This window comes from Bhargavaea massiliensis (genome assembly GCF_018390575.1).
GTDB lineage: Bacteria > Bacillota > Bacilli > Bacillales_A > Planococcaceae > Bhargavaea > Bhargavaea massiliensis.
The window spans coordinates 1-16785 of sequence record NZ_JAHBCJ010000005.1 but is presented as its reverse complement, the minus strand read 5'-3'; the positions used below and the strand labels follow the sequence as shown (position 1 = coordinate 16785).

The following is a 16785-nucleotide window of genomic DNA, read 5'->3' as shown; positions in this document are numbered from 1 at the left end:
CAAAATCGGAGCGGGGAAATATTCCACTGTAGTGTCCGGGTATTTCCCGGGCAAGCGCAGATTCCGACATGCAGGCCCATTCTTTCCGACAGGGATAAACACCCGCGGGCAAAATATGCTATAATTTAAGGAAGCTAGCAAAGACGGAAGGACGAGAGTCATGGAGACTAAACTGACCGCCAAGGAAATCCTCGAACACGAGTTCAAAACTGGAGTCCGGGGATACAAGCCGGACGAAGTCGATCATTTTCTCGATGAAATCATCCAAGACTATGAAGCATTCAACAAGAAAATTGCCGCACTCACTGAAGAAAACAAGCGGCTAACCGAGGAAATCGAAGAGCTGAAAAGCCGTTCATCCGCACCGGCGCCTCAGCAGACAGGCACGACGAATTTCGACATCCTGAAGCGATTGTCGAACCTCGAACGCCACGTATTCGGAAATAAACTGAACGACTGAATTTCAGGACGCGCCCCGGTATGGAGGAAGGTGGAAGTCTGCCTCCGGTTGATTCCGGGGCGCGTTTATGGTATGATGAACGTTGCCAAAGTCGCCATTCAGGTAATCGCTGCAACTTCGGGTTGTAGAGGAAAGTCCATGCTCGCACGGTTCTGAGATGACCGTAGTGTTCGTGCCCGGCGAAGTCATAAGCCGGGGCAGATCCATCCGGGTCTGACGGCGGGAATAATGCCTAAGTCCTTCGGGATACGGCAGAGATTCCCTGAAAAGTGCCACAGTGACGTAGTCGCATCGGAAACGGTGCGGGTGGAACGGGTAAACCCCTCGAGCGAGAAACCCAAATTTTGGTAGGGGCGTCCTTCCGAAGGAACTGAACGGAGGAAGGGACAGGCAGCTGCCTGTAGATAGATGATTACCGCCGGAGTACGAGGCGCAAGCCGTCTGAGTACAAAGGAACAAAACATGGCTTATCGAATGGCGACGGTATATTTGCATGTAATGAAACGCTCTCCCATGACAGGAGGGCGTTTCTTTTGTACGATACATACAGCAGACTCGCCGGGAAAATGTACCGGCGGTGAGGAGTGGTACGATACGATGACGACATTCAATTTGGTGGCGACCGCCGCGATGGGCCTGGAGAAGCCCGTCGCCGACGAGGTCCGCGCGCTCGGCTACGAGCCGACCGTCGAAAACGGGAAGATCTACTTTGAAGGGGACGAAACCGCCATCGCGCGCACAAACCTGTGGCTCCGCGTGGCAGACCGGGTCAAAATCGTCGCCGGCGAGTTCAAGGCGTACACATTTGACGATCTGTTCGAAGGCGTGAAGTCGATCCCGTGGGAGGAACTTCTTCCTGCAGACGCCGAGTTCCCGGTCAGCGGGAAATCCGTTAAATCCCAGCTAGGCAGCGTCCGCGACTGCCAGGCCATCACCAAGAAAGCCATTGTCGAGCGGCTGAACGGTGCCTATGGCCGGCGGGGCATCCTGCCCGAGACGGGTGCGCTATTCAAAATCGAAGTATCCATGCTGAAAGATGTGGCGACGCTCACGATCGATACGAGCGGAGCAGGCCTTCACAAACGGGGCTACCGGGTGGGACAGGGCGACGCGCCGCTCAAAGAAACACTCGCCGCGGCACTTGTCCAGCTGACCCGCTGGAGCCCGGACCGACCGTTTCATGACCCTTTCTGCGGTTCCGGTACACTTGCGATCGAAGCCGCGATGATCGGCCAGAACCTTGCGCCCGGTTACAACCGTGAATTCGTGAGCGAACAATGGCCATGGATGAGCGCTTCCGTATGGGAAGACGTCCGCGCCCATGCGGACAGCGTTGCCGACTACGACGTCGAACTCGACATCACCGGCACCGATATTGATCACCGCATGATCCAGATTGCCGAAGCCAACGCAGCGGAAGCCGGATTTGCCGACCTGATCCGCTTCAAACAGATGCAGGCCGCCGATTTCACCTCTGACAAAGACAACGGTGTCATGGCCTCCAACCCGCCATACGGTGAGCGGATCGGAGAAGTCGAAGAAGTCGAACAAGTCATCCGCGGACTCGGCAAAGTGATGAAGCAGTACCCGACCTGGTCCGTCTACATGCTCTCGTCTATGGAAAACTTTGAGGAGCTATACGGACGCCAGGCGACGAAGAAGCGTAAACTCTTCAACGGCTTTATCCGAACGGACTATTACCAGTTCTGGGGACAGCGGAAAAGAGATTGATACGAGTGATGAGAGGAAACCGGGCGGACGCCCGGTTTTTATTATTGTGTTGCGGCCGCGAACTTCGGAGTTGCGGTCGCGAACTTCAGTGCGGCCGCGAAATTATGAGTTACAGTCGCGAAATCTCGCGGTGCGGTCGTGAAATCAGGTATTGCGGTCGCTAACCTACACACTGCTGCCGCGAATTCACTTGCAATATAACGCCTTCATCAAATCAGCTTGCCATCCGTGCTGGCGTACTTTCCAACTCGAGCATTCCGTGAATATTCTTCACTTCCAAAAGCAAAATTTTAGAGTTAGTGACGATGACCGTATCCAACTGTACGGCACCTAAAGCGGGATGATGCAAGGTGAGATCGGTGATCACCCGTTATGTATCAATTCCCGACCTTGCTACAAACTGATCGACCCGACGTTCTCCCAGCCAGCCGAAAGTCATGGCACGTTCTTCCTCACCTAAATCTCGATAGCCAACGGAGAGATCATCCAACCTCCTTGGCATCCTCCTGATCGCATATAGCTCTAACGGAAATTTTCTCATTGATGCACCTCCGGTTAATCCATTACACCCAATCGGTTAGGTATCTGGCAAATCCCCATTTTTCGATTTCCCCCTGCAAAATCGCCCCAAAAACACATTTCACCACTTCTCAATTTCGAACAAATCCCATCCGGCCTCGCTACTCCCAAAAACAAATTCAAATTTTGTCAATTTCCCTTGAACTTTTCCGCACTCCGCCTGTCTAATAAATACAGAGACACAGGAAGCGGGGGTAGGCCATGGAAGAAAGAGAGCTGGCTGAGCGTTCAATAAGAGGAGATGCCGAGGCGTTCGTCAGTCTGATGGAGCTGTATAAAGCGTCGCTTTACCGCACGGCGTATGCCTTCCTGAAAAGCGAGCACTCTGCGGTCGAGGCCGTTCAGGAAGTGACAGCGCGGGCGTTCCGGAATATCCGCCGGCTGAAAGAGCCGGCATATGCCAAAACGTGGGTGACGCGGATCATGATCAATTACTGCCAGGATGAACTGAAAAAATCGAGGCGCGAGCCGGTGAGCGGCCGGGTGCCGGAAGACATCACGCGACAACCCGGCGATGATTTCCTCATACTCGAAGAAGCGCTCCTCACCCTGCCGGATCCGTCGCGCCGCCTGATCCATTTAAAGTATTTTGAGGAGATGAAGATTAAAGAAATCGCTGAAATCGAAAAGCTTCCGGAGGGAACGGTGAAGTCCCGGCTCCACAAGTCGCTGCGGACTCTGCGGGATTTCATCAACGGGAAGGGAGGGCATTCAGATGACTGAACGTGAAGAGGAGCGGCTGCGGCATATGAAAGAACGGCTGGATGATCTCCCGGTACCTGAAGAGGCCTTGTCCGCCGCGATACAAGCCGGCATGCAGAAGGGAGTGCGTGATCGATCTAGGAGGAAGCGGCAAGTCCGGAAAATGCTTTGGTCGGTTGCTGCGGTTGCGGTGCTGCTGGTAGTGTTCATTACATCAGTTCGCGTGTCACCGGTATTTGCCAAAGCCGTCTCCAGCCTTCCGGGCATGTCGGTGATCGTTAAACTGATTCAATTTGATAAAGGGATGCAGGCAATCATCGACAACGAGTATTATGAGGAAATCCATGTGACCGGCTCGGATGGAGCAGTCACCATTACACTAACTGGCGTCATCGTCGATCAGTCAGGCATGGTCGTCATGTACACAATCGATTCCACGACGGGTCTGAAGGATCCGGCAATCGGGATTACGGAGCTGTACACGGATGGAAAGCTGATCGAGCCACAGGGAATCGTATTTGGTAATCCTGCTGATGACGGGAAGTTGAGCAATGAGCAATACATTAATTTTAACTTCGCTGACCCGCTGCCGCCGGATACGAGGGAATTTGAGCTCAAGCTCAGTATCCGCGATACAGAAAATCACGTGTTCCAGCTTCCCTTCACCATTCAAAAACCGATTGCCGAAGGGGAATTGTATGACCTGAACCGGGTCGTCACGTTCGAAGGCCAAAAGGTGGTCATTGAATCCGTCACCGTCCACCCGCTCAAAGTGGCAGTGAGGATCAAGGAAGATCCCGACAACACGATGGATATCCTTCAATATGAAGATCTCAGAATCGAGAACAGCAAAGGCGAGATTTGGAGCAAGACCACAAATGGCATGTCAGGGACATGGGATGAAGACGGCACGAAAATCCTATTTCTCCAAAGCAGTTTCTTCGAACAGCCCGACCGAATGATCTTTCGGATGAACCGGATGCAGGCGATTGATAAAAAGGAGAAGCTCGTGGTCGACACCTTATCCGGTGAAGTGATTGAAGTCCCGTCCGACGGAAAACTGGAGGTGAGGAAGCTGACTCCGACGCTGGTGGAGACCAAGATGAAGACAGGGCCCCGATTTGGTTACGGTTATCTTAAGGAAGCCGTCGATGCAGAAGGGAAAGTCATCGATCTTTCATCCAGCGGATATCATGAAGAGGGGGATTACAGTTATAGCGACCTCAGTTTTAAGAGTGGAGACTATAAAAACCCGATCACCATCCATTTCTTCGCCTACCCAAATTACATTGAAGGAGATGTCACCGTCCATCTTGAATGAAACGGACAACGGGTGGGAAGCATAGACTTAAATGCTTCCCACTTTTTTCATGGCGTGCTATACTCATAAAATCGTGCATTTTTCCGACTGAATGGAAAAATGCTTTCATTACGTTTACAGGGGGCTTACGATTGAAACAGGCGATTCCGTTTGCATTGGACCGGGAGCGGTCGTTTTTTGAGTCACTCGACGACTGGATCGGTGATGTGCTGTACGACGAGCTGACCGAGAAAGGTTTTGACCTGCGCGATGAGCAAGTGTTCATGTCGTTCCAGATCGGCCAGGCGCTCAAGGACAAATCGGTATTGTTCGCGGAGGCGGGTGTCGGCACGGGCAAGACGATCGCCTATCTGCTGCCGGCGGTCGCGTATGCGCGGTATACCGGGAAGCCTGCGATTATCGCATGTGCTGACGAGACGCTCATCGACCAGCTGGTCAAGGAAACCGGGGACATCGGAAAGTTGGAGCGGGCGCTCGGCCTGACGGTTGACGTTCGTCTTGCAAAATCACGTGAGCAGTATCTGTGCCTGAAACGGCTGGATGAATCAAAAGGCGTGACAGATGTTGCTGACGCCATCGATGCGAGCCTTCCGGACTTTGTCCGCGGCCACGGCTCGATGATGCGGCTTGATCCTTACGGTGCACGATCCGATTATCCGGATCTGTCCGACGAGGATTGGAACTCAGTCAATTATCATCCGCTTTTTCAGTGCGGTTCATGCGAACTCCGGAACCGATGCGGCCAGACACTCCACAGGAACCACTACCGGGCGTCGACCGACCTGATCATCTGCTCTCAGGATTTCTATATGGAACATCTTTGGACAAAAGAGTCGCGCAGCCGCCAGGGGCAGCTGCCGCTCCTGCCGGAATCCTCCGTTGTTGTCTTCGACGAAGGCCACCTGCTGGAATATGCTGCGCAAAAAGCGTTCACGTACCGCGTCCAGGAACGCACGATTGACACGGTGCTGTCCCGTATCATGGTCGACGGTGTCCGTGAAAAAACACTCGTCCTTATGGAGGCACTGATCGATCATCACGCAGAACTGTTCCGCCTGCTGCATGAGTCGGCGGAAGGGGAGGGTGACCGACGTGCCATCGTCCGCTCCAAGGCGATCGGCGACCGAGCGGCAGCCGTCGTCAAGCTCGCCATCGATATTCTGGAGGAACTCGTATTTGACGCGGATCTTTATGTGATTCCGGAATACGATCTGAAGATCGCCGAAGAATATCTCGAGCAATACATCCACTCCATGAAATTATTCGCGGAAAACGGTGAAGCAATCGACTGGCTGGAAGATGAGAACGGCGATGAGACTCTGGTCATCATGCCACGGCTCGTGACCGACATGTTGGAAGAGCTGCTGTTTTCGAAAAAGGTGCCGGTCATCTTCTCCTCCGCCACCATGTCTGTGAACGGAGACTTCTCGTTCCTCGCCGGCTCTCTCGGCATCCGGAATTACAAGTCCTTCTCCGTCGAATCGCCGTTTGACTATGAAGAAGTGATGAAAATCCGGGTGAGCCGTGCTGCCGATAAATCGGCCGAGGTCACGAGACTCACAGATGATGGCCGGCAGTCGCTCATCCTCTTCCGGTCGAAAGCTTCGATGGATGCCTTCCGGAAAGCGGCGGGTAAAGACCCGCGCTATCTTTTCGAAGGGGACCGCGCGCTGTCGGCAATGGTCCGCGACTTCCAGGAGGGCCAGGCGCAAGTGCTCTGCTCCTGGCATCTGTGGGAAGGTCTCGACATTCCGGGTGAGGCGCTCACACGTGTCATCATCCATGACCTTCCGTACCCTCCGGACGATCCGCTTTTTGAAGCAAAGCGCCGCTTTGCCGATGATCCGCACCGTGAAATCGACATGCCGTATATGCTCTTGCGCCTCCGCCAGGGCATCGGCCGCCTGATCCGTACATCCGAGGACCATGGCGACATTCAACTGCTGCTTGATGAAAAAGAAATAAAGGCTGAAGAGGACATCCTAAAGGTACTTCCCGTCCAGCCGGACAGTATGCCTTCCGTGTAATGCGGAAGGTTTTTTTGTTTTAGAGGAGCGGATGATTGGTGTGCCATAGAGTGCCATTTGGCAGAATCCCGTCCGCCGGCGATTTCAGCATTCGCCGCTCCAGTTTCGTCATTCACGGGGATAGTGTCGTCATTCGACCCTTTTCCGGAGGCGAATGATGAAACTGGCGAGTGGAATGACGAAACCGGAAGAAGGAATGACGAAATTAAGCAGGCTATTCTCAAATTTACTCACGACAGTCACGCGCCGCTATTTTTCAAATCAGCTGCTCCGGTTTCAGTCGTCATTCATCCCATTTCCGAAGCCAAATGACGAAACTATTCGGCCCAATGACGAAACGAGCTGGATAAATGACGAAACCGACTGGACGAATGACGAAACCAACCCAGGCTATTATCAAACTAATCCCGACGATGCCGTCCCATCCCTTGCTCAATCCCACCCGCCCTGCCACGCTTCACCAAAAAAATGATATGATAGCACAAGAAAACAGACGTAGAGGAGATTTGTAGCCAATGGCGCAATTTGAACAGCATCATGAACCACTGATCCGGCAGGCTGCACAGCTGGCGGTTTTGTTCCGCAAGAACGGGGACCGGGAGCGCGCCGAGAAGGCGGAACGTTTTGCAAGAAAACTGATGAGAAATGATTATATTGTCGGGTTCGCGGGCCATTTTTCCGCGGGAAAGTCCAGCATGATCAACGCGCTGACCGGTGTTGACATCCTGGCAACGGGGCCGATTCCGACAAGTGCCAATATCGTAAACGTACATAAAGCAGATGATGATTTCGCGATTATCCACCGGACGGACGGGCCGCCGATCCGGTTCTCGGGGGATGTCGATGTCCAATATGTAAAGGAGTTCTCGAAAGACGGCCAGGCGGTCTCAGAAATCGAAGTCGGTCACAAAGATTCCGCACTTCCGGAGGGCGTGACGGTGATGGACACGCCAGGTGTCGATTCGACTGATGATGCCCACCGGCTGTCGACGGAGTCGTCCCTGCATGTGGCGGACCTCGTGTTCTATGTGATGGACTATAACCATGTCCAATCGGGACTCAATTTCACATTCACCAAGAACCTCATGACTTACAATGAAAATGTGTACCTGATCGTCAACCAGATTGATAAACACCGAGAAGCGGAGCTGAGTTTTGAAGACTTCAAGAATTCCGTGCGTGAATCTTTCGCTTCCTGGGGCGTCCATCCGAAGGGCATCTTTTTCACCTCCCTCCGCGAGCCGGATCTTCCAAACAATGACTTCGAGAAGGTGAAGTCTCTGGTCGCGACGTCCATCGATAACCGGGAAGCATCCCTCCAGGCATCGGCAGAAGGAACCCTGCGGAAGCTGGCCGATGAGCACATCCGGTTCCTCGAAGATGAGCGCGAAGAGCGGAAGGCGACTTATGCGGATGTCCTGTCCGAAGAGGAATGGGCGCGCCGTGCGGAAATCAAAGAAGAAGCAGCCGATGCCTCGAGGCGGGTCGAGCTGCTGTCGCCCGAACGTTGGCAGGGCGACTTTGAATCAAAGCGGAAAGATCTGTTGGAAAACGCAGGGCTCATGCCGTTTGAAGTCCGCGATCTCATGAAAGACTATCTGGAAGCGCAGTCCAAGTCGTTCAAGGTCGGTTTCCTGTTCAGCGGGAAAAAGACCGGGGAAGAGCGGCAACGGCGCGCTGATGCGGTTCTTGCCACTTACCGTAAAACGGTAGATGCCCAAGTATCTGTCCACCTCCGAGGCCTGATGAAGACGTCGCTCAGGGAAGCGGGACTCCTGACGGACGAGGAAGCGCTCCGAATTGATGGCATGGAATTTGATGTGCCTCTCTCCGTCATCGAAAGCCAAGTGCCGCAAGGGGCGCTCGTTACCGGGGATACTGTGCTGAACTTCACGGAGTCTGTCCGTCAGTCTACAATTCGCTGGTTTATCCGCGAAACCGACGGATGGAAAAACGAGCAGACGGCCCGGATCGCCGATGCCGCCAATGAGCGGACAGATTCCGAGCTCCAGCAGTCATCCGTCCTCGGCAGAAAAGCGGACGCTATCCGCGCGATCGAGGAGGCGGATAACGAAATTGCAGGCTTCCGCAAATCACTGGATGCACCTGCTCCGGTACTGACGAAGGAAGCGGGCGTGCTCGCCGAACACTGGGAAGCCACTGAGCGCACGGCGATGGAGTCGGTGATTGAATTCGATCCGTCGATGGCGCCCGACAAGGAAGAGGAACAGGCCGGGACAGAAGATGAGCTCGTCCGTGAAGTAACCGGCCATGTCGATACGGAAGGCGCCATACGCCAGGCAAACATGATTGCTGAAAAAGTCGGGCGAATTCCGGGCTTCCAGGAAACCGCGGATTATCTGATGCGTAAAGCCGACCGGCTCGGCAAGCAAGACTTCACCATCGCCCTATTCGGGGCTTTCAGTGCCGGCAAGTCGTCGTTCTCGAACGCCCTGATCGGGGAATCGGTGCTTCCGGTATCCCCGAACCCGACGACTGCAGCGATCAACCGCATCCGTCCGGCAGACGAGCGCCACACAAGCGGCACCGCGGATATCCATCTGAAGTCAACGGACGCCATGACGGAAGACGTCACTCGTGCGTTTGCCCAGCTTGGCATGACCGTGCGCTCGCTCGACGAAGCATTCAAACAGGCCGACGAGGCGATCGGCAAGGAAGACATCGAAGACGGCAAGCAGCTGCACCGCTCGTTTATCCGTGCATTCCGCGACGGGTATCCGGAGCGCGGTATGCTGCTCGGCCAGACGGTCAATGTGGAAGAAGACGAGTTCCGTAAGTATGTGGCCGAGGAAAGCCGGAGCTGCTTTGTGGAATCGATCGACTTCTATTATGATTGCGAACTGACACGCCGCGGCATCACGCTCGTCGACACGCCGGGGGCGGACTCGATCAACGCCCGCCATACCGATGTCGCATTTGAATACATCCGCAATGCGGACGCGATTCTGTTCGTGACCTATTACAATCACGCGTTCGCAGCAGCGGACAGGGAATTCCTCATCCAACTCGGCCGGGTTAAAGACGCGTTCGAGATGGACAAGATGTTTTTCCTTGTCAACGCAATCGATCTCGCTGCGAACGACGAGGAAGCGGATATGGTCAAGCAGTATGTCGGCGGCGAACTCCAGCGCTTCGGCATCCGCAATCCGCGGCTCTACGGCATCTCGAGTTTGCTCGCTCTGAAAGAAAAGCAGGAACAGGCGGATTATCACTCCGGCATGCCGGTATTCGAGGAGGCCTTCCACCATTTCCTTGGAGACGAACTGAGCGGACTCGCGGTCCAGGCGCTTAACGAGGAAAGCCGAAAAACCGCGGAGCGGCTCGGCGAACTGATCGAGCGCACCGAGCGGAACCGGTCCAGGAAAGCGGAGAGGATGGAAGAGCTCCGCCGCTTCGAGCAGGAACTGAGGAAGCGTTACGCACAGTCGGCTGCGCCGGTCATTCTGAATGATTCCAAGGCCGAGCTGGACGAGCTGCTGTACTACGTGATCCAGCGCGTATTCTTCCGGTTCAATGAATTCTTCGGCGAAGCCTATAACCCGGCGACATTTGCATCAAAGCCTTCCAGAGAAGCCCTCGCGACCGCACTGAGTGAAGCGCTTGATGCCGTCGGATTTGACATCGTCCAGGAAATGAAGGTCACGGACTTCCGGCTCATGAACTTCACGATCCGGAAGCTCGGCATGCGGTTCACGGAGGAACAGCGGAAGCTCCGCGACATGGACCCGATGTTCTCTCTGACGCCGTATGAGCCAAAGGACAAGGAAAGCCTCACATTCCCGGCGGTTTATCCGGATCCGGAAAAGCACGCATCGGTCAATCGGCTGTTTAAAAACGACAAAGACTTCTTCGAAGGTGGCGGGCGTGACAAATTGCGGGATGCCCTTGAAGCAACTGCGAAGAAGGATGCGGAGGCCTACGTGGAGAATGAGAAGAAGCGGATGATCGAAGACTTTACCCAGTGGACGGAGCTGGAAGCGGAAGGTCTTCGCCAGCATCTGCTGCACGGTGCACTTGCCCGCATCGCTTCCGAGCGGGAAGTGCTTGAGAAGACAGTGAATCTGCAGGAATGGAAAGAGGTTTATGAAGCCATCTGTGAATTGGAGGGATCCAGGTGACAGACGTATTCAAGTCGGTGGACGATTTGTCGGAAGGCTACTACAAGCTGATTGATGCCAGGTTTACGCTCGGTGACCCGGAAGCGGGCAGGCAAGCGTATGAGGAAGGCCATATAGCAGGTGCGGTTTACTGGGACCTTGAAAAAGACATGTCGGACATGGCATCGGAGAACGGACGTCACCCGATGCCTTCCCGAGAACACCTTACAGAGCTGTACCGGCGGAGCGGTCTGTCCCTGGATGACCGGATTCTCATATATGACGGGGGCGGCGAGCCGTTTGCTGCACGCGCTTATTTCCTGCTGCGGTATGGAGGATTCACACAAGCCCTCATCCTGAAGGAAGGGTTCGGCGGCTTGCGGATGGCCGGCTATCCGGTTGATGCGGAGCCGTGCCGCCCGCAAATTTCCAATGTGACACCGGACTGGCAGGAACATCTTCTGGCGTCCAGAGAAGATGTGAAGAAGATTTCGGAAGGTCATGAAGAGGGCGTCCTGCTCGATGCTCGTGCCGCCGAGCGATTCCGCGGGGAATATGAGCCGCTGGATCCGGTCGCCGGACATATTCCGGGCGCCCGTAACTACGACTGGACGCGACTGAAAAAGGGAAAATACTTCGATTCAGGAGAAATAGTGGAACAAGAACTCAGGGAAGCCGTAGCAAATGATGAACCGGTAACCGTATATTGCGGAAGCGGTGTGACGGCTGCTCCGCTTTACGCCATGCTGGACCATATCGGAAAGAAGAATCTCCGCCTTTATGTCGGCAGCTACAGCGACTGGGTAAGCGATCCCGACAACCCGGTAGAGAAAGACCGTGAATGAAGCGGTACTCTTTGCCAGATTCAGATAGGTAGGAACAGGGTATCTACCGTGATGATGAAAGAATTATTGTCACGGAGGGATTGCTTTGGACTATTTGGTGATAGTAGGGAAGCTGGCTATCGGAATCACTTTCCTGCTTCTTATCATCCGTCTCCTGGGGCGGAAAGAACTTGCGGAGATGACACCGTTCGATATCGTCTATCTCCTGATTTTCGGAGGGATTCTGGAAGAATCCGTCTACGACGATAAAGTTTCCATCTGGAAACTCGTCTTTACTTTGGTTTTGTTCGGACTAATCGTATTCATCATCGAAAAGATTGCGGAAAAGTCGGACAAGGCAAGGGTTGCACTCATGGGAACACCCGACTATATCATCAAGGATGGAAAGTTGAACACGAAGAAGATGGACCGCAACATGCTGGAAATGGAACAGCTCCGGATCATGCTGCGCCAACAGGGCATCTTCTCGCTTCGCGAGGTCAAAGACCTGATCATCGAGCCGGGCGGTTCCGTCTCGATCAATACGTTTGCCAAGTACAAGCCGGCTACTGTCGGAGACCTGAAGATTGAGAAGCCGGAAGAAGATCCGTCCGTCTTGCTGATTGATGGAGGGTTCGTCAAAGAGGACATGCTGAAATTGGTCGGAAAGACCAAGCAGTGGCTCCGTGACCAACTCTCTGAAATGGGCTATCGCGATACCGACAAGATCCTATACTGTGAGTGGTCTGAGACAGAAGGATTTTATATCAGATCTTTTGACGATACGATTGATGCCGGGGGTAGAGAATGAAGTACGCGTTATTGGGAGACATCCATTCATCCGTAGAGGACTTGAAAGATGTGTTGAATGATATCAAAAAACAAGCGCCGGATGCCGAGCTGATCGGCACGGGTGATCTGTTTGAGTGCATCATCAGCAAGAAGCGGGCGCCCTTTGAGCGATTCAACAAGCTGGAAGACGTCATGCTAACGACTGATGAGCTGATCGACATGCTGACCTTCCCGTCGGTACGGGGCAATCAGGAGGAGCGGATTGTACAGATTACCGACTCCGACGAACCGCTCCTGCGGAGAATCCGCAGAATGGAAGAGCGGATCCTCATCGGAGATTCAGCCATGGTCATTCATGGCCACCAGTGGGAGTGGGGAGGGGATCCGTGGATGCCCGTTTTCCCCGAAACCGGGCCGGATCTCATCTTCTACGGCCACAGCCATGATTCCGGACTGACCATTAACAGACAAATGGAAGAAGTCGGTTTCGGCGTTCCATATAGCGTCACGAAAGGACGGACATTCGTGAACGTCGGCGCAGTCGTAGGAGACCGTACCTGGGTCCTGTACGAAGCAGATGCGGGAACAGTTACATTTATGAAAGTGATCGACTAACAGAAAAAAACGGAAGCCCGCCCAGTGCCGGCTTCCGTTTTTAAATTCTGTTCTACGGCGAATTTACCCGGTTTGCCGGGCCATACTAACTATCACTTCCTCCGGATTGCGGCTCTTGCAAGCGCATCTGCGGCACGGTTCTGGCTGTCAGGGATCCACTTGATGAAAAAGAAATCGAATCCTTCAGCGATTTGGAGGGCTCGATCAAGCATATCCATATGTACAGGGTTTTTCGCATAACGTTTTTCGACCGCGCCGACGACTGCCTTGGAATCCGACCGGACCGATACCATTCCGGAAGTTAATTTCGAGGCTTCTTGAACGCCTCTGACAAGCGCCCGGAATTCCGCTGTATGATTATCGAGATCTTCGGTGGGCTCCGATACTTTGACCTCATGTCCTTCGCCTCGGATAAACACCCCGATGCCGGCAGGGCCCGGGTTTCCCGCAGCAGCGCCGTCTATATATACCTCAAGCACCCAAGCACCTCCTTTTCACAGCCGGACAACCTGCCTGCTTGAAAAGGAAGCGGGAAGCCGGTACAATGTGGGAATCAGAAAACTGGAGTGAACGCTGTTGAACAAAATGGACCTGATCCAGGATATCGATGAACTGCTGGACCGATACTGCGACGGCTGTTTCCTGAAAAAACAGCTTCGGACGGAAAAGGGGAAGGCGACCGCTCACCGCTTCTGCATCAAGCAATGTACTGTAGGGGAGCAGCTTCGTTTCCTCGGTTCAGAACTGAATAAGCTCGGCCAATGAAAATCCCGCTCTGCGTCTGTGCAAAGCGGGCTTTGTGCCTATCATTGTGCGTCTAATCTTACGACATTTGCCGCTTGGGGACCGCGGTTGCCTTCCACCACTTCGAACGAAACAATTTCGCCTTCGTCAAGTGTCCTGAATCCCTCACCGGTGATGCCGGTATGGTGTACGAAGACGTCCTCGCCATTATCGAGTTCGATAAAGCCGTAGCCCTTTTCGTTGCTGAACCATTTCACCTTGCCCTGGTACATGCCCATCCCTCCAAAGCGCAAATGTCTTTGTCCAGCATGGCCGGAACTACCCTTCAATATACATGAACCGACAAAGAGCGTCAACGGACGTATGAATTCTCTGATGAATCAGGGTGTTTTTTCTAGTTTAGGAGGCTTACTGATCAGGGAAGAAAATGTTATACCTACCCAAAATGAAAGTTGAGTTGACACATATGAAACCGATTATCGGCATCACCGCACAGCAACAGGAGAATTTATATGACTATAAAATGCAGCCTGTGTACCCGGAGGTTGTCATCCAGGAAGGCGGGATTCCGATCATCATTCCGATTGTTCCTTCCGAACACCTGGACGATGTGCTGGACCTGGTCGATGGCGTCATCATGACCGGCGGCTGGGATATTGACCCGGACCTTTACGGGGAAGAAACGATGCCGGAAACTGGTCAGATCAATTTTGAAATGGACGAATTTGATTCGTCCGTCATCAAAAACGTACTGGCTCGGGACATGCCCTTTTTCGGGACATGCCGCGGCGCCCAGATGCTCAATGTCATGACCGGCGGCACGCTCTACCAGTGCATCGAAAAACAGCTGGATGAGCCGCTCAAGCACTTGCAGGAGCATGGCCGGGAACATCCTGTCCACCATGTGGAAATCAAAGTCGGCGAGATTCTCCCGCCACTGTTCCCGGGCGGCCGGACACGGGTGAACTCATCCCATAGACAGGGAATCAAGACGGTCGGTGAAGGTGTGGAAATTGCGGCTCAGTCTCCCGATGGCTTGGCGGAAGCAATTGAAATGCCGGATAAGCGCTTTGTCCTTGGCACGCAGTGGCACCCGGAGAACTTCGCACTTAAAGGTCATGAACCATCACAATCTATTATTGAAGGGTTTATCAAAGCCGCTGCAGAGTATAAGAAAAGCAAATCGTGAGAAATTGTGCGCCGGGCAACCGGTGCTTTTTTATTTCTACTGCACCCGGCGCGTCATCCTGTGCTATACTCTCATTAGCACCAGATGCTAATGACTGGTATTAAGGTCCGGGAGGTTTTTTGAATGGGAGATTTGCTGAAACTTGAAGGTAAAAATATTGTCATCATGGGCGTGGCGAATGAGCGCAGCCTTGCCTGGGGTGTTGCCAAGCAACTTTATGAAACCGGGGCAAACCTGATCTTTACAAACCGACAGGAGCGTTCGCGCGCAAAACTGGAGCGGGCACTGGACAAAGAAGGTTATGAAGCCCGCCTGATTGTCCAGTGTGACGTGAACGACGACGAGAGCGTCAAAGAAGCGTTCCGCACAATCGGTGAAGAAGTGGGAACGATCCACGGTATCGTCCACTCGGTCGCCTTTGCAAAAGGGGAAGACCTCAAGGGTGACTTTGTTGACACATCCCGTGACGGCTATGCATTCGCACAGGACACAAGTGCCTATTCCCTGGTGGCAGTCGCACGGGAAGCGAAACCTTATATGACAGAAGGCGGCGCAATCGTGACCATGACCTACCTTGGAGCGGAGCGCGTATTGGACGGCTACAACGTCATGGGCGTCGCAAAGGCGGCACTGGAAGCGTCGGTTCGCTACCTGGCCAACGACCTTGGAAAAGACGGCATCCGCGTCAACGCGATTTCCGCAGGCGCCATCCGTACGCTTGCAGCGAAAGGGGTCCCGTCTTTCAACACGATCCTGCATCAGATCGAGGAAACTGCTCCGCTTAAGCGCAATGTCGATCAGCGTGAAGTCGGCGACATGACCGTGGCACTACTTTCAAACATGGGAACAGGCGTAACTGGCGAAGTCATCTATGTCGACGGCGGCTATCACATCATGGGTTAAGCCCAATAGACCTTTAACCGGAAAGCATCCATGCTTTCCGGTTCAGACTGTAGACAAAACGGACCCAAAAGAAATCTTTTTGGGTCCGTTTTGTCATTTTCGTGGATATTTCGCATATTTTTCCCCATACCCCCCTTGGAATGACCGGCCGTCAGGCCGGTTCCAATGACTCCCAAGTCTTTCTCAGATATCCTTTTTTACCACGCGGCCTGGTGTAAGGCAGACAAGGGCGGATTCCATCATTGATCATGACCTTGGCGATATGAGGTGTTTTGTATCCGGCATCATCAGCAACGGCAAGCGGCTTACCGACTTTCTCTTTGACGACATTCAGCAATGGTTCGAAAATATGGCTGTCATGAACATTACCGGGTGTCACGATGGAAGCGAGGAAGAAGCGGTTCTGGTCAGTGGCTGCGTGACAGGAATAGGCGAATTTCTTTTCCCGCTCGTCTTTTAAGTAATAACCGCTTTCAGGATCGGTTGTGCTTTCCTTGATTTCCTTCTCCTCTTCACGGTCCCACTTGTCCGGAGGGAACGGTTTCTTTCCGTTCTCCTCACGATCCGCGTTGATCTCTTCTTCCAGCAAGGACTGGTAGGCGCGTGTTTCCTTGCGGACCACTTTCTTCGTGAACTTCAGTTTGTTGGCGCTGGCCTTGACATGGGCAGAGTCGATAAACACGTACTCCGCCCGGAGCAGCCCACGTTCTGCAACCTGTTTTAGAATCCGGTAGAAGATCTGTTCAAATAGATCCGTGTCCTTGAAACGCCGTTCGTAGT

At 53.6% G+C, this 16785-nt stretch carries 17 protein-coding genes, 1 other RNA gene and 1 pseudogene; 14 read left to right on the top strand and 5 right to left on the bottom strand.

Annotated elements, in window-relative coordinates:
* The first annotated feature begins 160 nt into the window (after positions 1-160).
* From gpsB to KHA84_RS08680, 3 genes are all read left to right on the top strand, one after another.
* Complete coding sequence (gene gpsB / locus KHA84_RS08690; RefSeq protein ID WP_213423144.1) at positions 161-460, top strand: cell division regulator GpsB; 300 nt, start codon at positions 161-163, stop codon at positions 458-460.
* Positions 461-554: 94 nt separating this feature from the next.
* Positions 555-935, top strand: an RNA gene (gene rnpB, locus KHA84_RS08685) — RNase P RNA component class B.
* A gap of 122 nt (positions 936-1057) precedes the next feature.
* Positions 1058-2191 carry a THUMP domain-containing class I SAM-dependent RNA methyltransferase gene (locus KHA84_RS08680; protein ID WP_213423143.1) on the top strand — a complete coding sequence of 378 codons (1134 nt, stop codon included), beginning with the start codon at positions 1058-1060 and terminating at the stop codon, positions 2189-2191.
* A gap of 214 nt (positions 2192-2405) precedes the next feature.
* Here the strand turns inward: KHA84_RS08680 and KHA84_RS15600 are convergent, their stop codons facing one another.
* A complete protein-coding gene (locus KHA84_RS15600; protein WP_213423142.1) occupies positions 2406-2558 on the bottom strand; it encodes a nuclease-related domain-containing protein in 153 nt (50 codons plus the stop codon).
* 3 nt (positions 2559-2561) lie between these two features.
* Positions 2562-2732 (bottom strand): hypothetical protein, encoded by a 171-nt coding sequence (locus KHA84_RS08670; RefSeq protein ID WP_213423141.1) that lies wholly within the window; start codon positions 2730-2732, stop codon positions 2562-2564.
* A gap of 239 nt (positions 2733-2971) precedes the next feature.
* On the opposite strand from KHA84_RS08670, the gene KHA84_RS08665 reads away from it, so the two are divergent.
* The 8 genes from KHA84_RS08665 to KHA84_RS08630 all read left to right on the top strand — a co-directional run bounded on the left by KHA84_RS08665 (position 2972) and on the right by KHA84_RS08630 (position 13169).
* Complete coding sequence (locus tag KHA84_RS08665; protein ID WP_213423140.1) at positions 2972-3493, top strand: sigma-70 family RNA polymerase sigma factor; 522 nt, start codon at positions 2972-2974, stop codon at positions 3491-3493.
* Complete coding sequence (locus KHA84_RS08660) at positions 3486-4793, top strand: DUF4179 domain-containing protein (RefSeq protein WP_213423139.1); 1308 nt, start codon at positions 3486-3488, stop codon at positions 4791-4793. Before KHA84_RS08665 ends, KHA84_RS08660 begins: the two co-directional genes overlap by 8 nt.
* 131 nt (positions 4794-4924) lie before the next feature.
* Positions 4925-6820 (top strand): ATP-dependent DNA helicase, encoded by a 1896-nt coding sequence (locus KHA84_RS08655; RefSeq protein ID WP_213423138.1) that lies wholly within the window; start codon positions 4925-4927, stop codon positions 6818-6820.
* A 157-nt stretch (positions 6821-6977) separates the two neighbouring features.
* On the top strand, positions 6978-7292 hold the full coding sequence (locus tag KHA84_RS08650; protein ID WP_213423137.1) for a hypothetical protein: 315 nt from the start codon (positions 6978-6980) through the stop codon (positions 7290-7292).
* Positions 7293-7335: 43 nt separating this feature from the next.
* Positions 7336-10959 carry a dynamin family protein gene (locus tag KHA84_RS08645; RefSeq protein WP_213423136.1) on the top strand — a complete coding sequence of 1208 codons (3624 nt, stop codon included), beginning with the start codon at positions 7336-7338 and terminating at the stop codon, positions 10957-10959.
* Positions 10956-11783 carry a sulfurtransferase gene (locus tag KHA84_RS08640; protein ID WP_213423135.1) on the top strand — a complete coding sequence of 276 codons (828 nt, stop codon included), beginning with the start codon at positions 10956-10958 and terminating at the stop codon, positions 11781-11783. The genes KHA84_RS08645 and KHA84_RS08640 overlap by 4 nt, the downstream gene beginning before the upstream one ends.
* A gap of 85 nt (positions 11784-11868) precedes the next feature.
* Positions 11869-12573: a DUF421 domain-containing protein gene (locus KHA84_RS08635; protein ID WP_213423134.1), complete on the top strand. Its 705-nt coding sequence runs from the start codon at positions 11869-11871 to the stop codon at positions 12571-12573.
* On the top strand, positions 12570-13169 hold the full coding sequence (locus KHA84_RS08630) for a metallophosphoesterase family protein (RefSeq protein ID WP_213423133.1): 600 nt from the start codon (positions 12570-12572) through the stop codon (positions 13167-13169). The genes KHA84_RS08635 and KHA84_RS08630 overlap by 4 nt, the downstream gene beginning before the upstream one ends.
* Before the next feature lie 92 nt (positions 13170-13261).
* Here KHA84_RS08630 and KHA84_RS08625 read toward each other — a convergent pair whose 3' ends face one another.
* A complete protein-coding gene (locus KHA84_RS08625; protein ID WP_213423132.1) occupies positions 13262-13648 on the bottom strand; it encodes a reverse transcriptase-like protein in 387 nt (128 codons plus the stop codon).
* 97 nt (positions 13649-13745) lie between these two features.
* On the opposite strand from KHA84_RS08625, the gene KHA84_RS08620 reads away from it, so the two are divergent.
* Positions 13746-13934: a zinc-finger domain-containing protein gene (locus tag KHA84_RS08620; RefSeq protein ID WP_213423131.1), complete on the top strand. Its 189-nt coding sequence runs from the start codon at positions 13746-13748 to the stop codon at positions 13932-13934.
* Between the two features lie 41 nt (positions 13935-13975).
* On the opposite strand, the gene KHA84_RS08615 is transcribed toward KHA84_RS08620, so the two are convergent.
* The gene (locus KHA84_RS08615) at positions 13976-14185 is read right to left on the bottom strand and encodes a cold-shock protein (RefSeq protein ID WP_213423130.1); all 210 of its coding nucleotides are present in this window, start codon (positions 14183-14185) and stop codon (positions 13976-13978) included.
* A gap of 194 nt (positions 14186-14379) precedes the next feature.
* On the opposite strand from KHA84_RS08615, the gene KHA84_RS08610 reads away from it, so the two are divergent.
* On the top strand, positions 14380-15102 hold the full coding sequence (locus KHA84_RS08610) for a gamma-glutamyl-gamma-aminobutyrate hydrolase family protein (RefSeq protein WP_213423129.1): 723 nt from the start codon (positions 14380-14382) through the stop codon (positions 15100-15102).
* Positions 15103-15225: 123 nt separating this feature from the next.
* On the top strand, positions 15226-16005 hold the full coding sequence (gene fabI / locus KHA84_RS08605) for an enoyl-ACP reductase FabI (RefSeq protein ID WP_272875273.1): 780 nt from the start codon (positions 15226-15228) through the stop codon (positions 16003-16005).
* A gap of 178 nt (positions 16006-16183) precedes the next feature.
* On the opposite strand, the pseudogene KHA84_RS08600 reads toward fabI, so the two are convergent.
* Positions 16184-16785: pseudogene (locus tag KHA84_RS08600) on the bottom strand (transposase); the annotation flags it as partial.

What these genes read in the sequence shown, in the direction of transcription:
- KHA84_RS08650 (WP_213423137.1), top strand. Translation starts at nt 6,978, where the DNA reads ATGAAACTGGCGAGTGGAATGACGAAACCGGAAGAAGGAATGACGAAA.
- KHA84_RS08610 (WP_213423129.1), top strand. Translation starts at nt 14,380, where the DNA reads ATGAAACCGATTATCGGCATCACCGCACAGCAACAGGAGAATTTATAT.
- KHA84_RS08680 (WP_213423143.1), top strand. Translation starts at nt 1,058, where the DNA reads ATGACGACATTCAATTTGGTGGCGACCGCCGCGATGGGCCTGGAGAAG.
- KHA84_RS08615 (WP_213423130.1), bottom strand. Translation starts at nt 14,185, where the DNA reads ATGTACCAGGGCAAGGTGAAATGGTTCAGCAACGAAAAGGGCTACGGC.
- KHA84_RS08645 (WP_213423136.1), top strand. Translation starts at nt 7,336, where the DNA reads ATGGCGCAATTTGAACAGCATCATGAACCACTGATCCGGCAGGCTGCA.
- KHA84_RS08630 (WP_213423133.1), top strand. Translation starts at nt 12,570, where the DNA reads ATGAAGTACGCGTTATTGGGAGACATCCATTCATCCGTAGAGGACTTG.
- KHA84_RS08665 (WP_213423140.1), top strand. Translation starts at nt 2,972, where the DNA reads ATGGAAGAAAGAGAGCTGGCTGAGCGTTCAATAAGAGGAGATGCCGAG.
- fabI (WP_272875273.1), top strand. Translation starts at nt 15,226, where the DNA reads ATGGGAGATTTGCTGAAACTTGAAGGTAAAAATATTGTCATCATGGGC.
- KHA84_RS08660 (WP_213423139.1), top strand. Translation starts at nt 3,486, where the DNA reads ATGACTGAACGTGAAGAGGAGCGGCTGCGGCATATGAAAGAACGGCTG.
- gpsB (WP_213423144.1), top strand. Translation starts at nt 161, where the DNA reads ATGGAGACTAAACTGACCGCCAAGGAAATCCTCGAACACGAGTTCAAA.
- KHA84_RS08670 (WP_213423141.1), bottom strand. Translation starts at nt 2,732, where the DNA reads ATGAGAAAATTTCCGTTAGAGCTATATGCGATCAGGAGGATGCCAAGG.